1 protein-coding gene is annotated in these 329 nt (G+C 42.6%); it reads right to left on the minus strand.

Annotated features, from left to right (window positions below; genetic code table 11):
• Positions 1 to 329: hypothetical protein (locus AA088_RS17460; protein ID WP_157547349.1), on the minus strand; the 329-nt coding region annotated here is incomplete at both ends.

A 329-nucleotide genomic window follows, 5' to 3' on the forward strand; every position in this document is an offset into this window, starting at 1 on the left:
GCAACCATTGGCGGGATGTTGTCTAGATTAGGAAGTGGATCTACGATTAAGATTGCTTCTACCACATCAAAACATCCTGTTACATTGTCTTCTACACGTGCATAAATTGTCTCCACAGATGGTGTCATATTGGTATACACCGTTGAAAGTGGATTCACATTCGTTTGCGCATCTGCTAGCGAACCGTGATAGCTAACGGTGGCTGTTCCTACCAAGCCTCCTAAAATTTGTGTATCTAACGTAGAAAGATCAAACGTTCCTAATCCGTCTGTGTCATTACCATTGGTATCATCACACACACTATAGCTCGAAGGCATCGTAGCTGTTAT

This window comes from Kordia zhangzhouensis, assembly GCF_001005305.1.
Classification (GTDB): domain Bacteria; phylum Bacteroidota; class Bacteroidia; order Flavobacteriales; family Flavobacteriaceae; genus Kordia; species Kordia zhangzhouensis.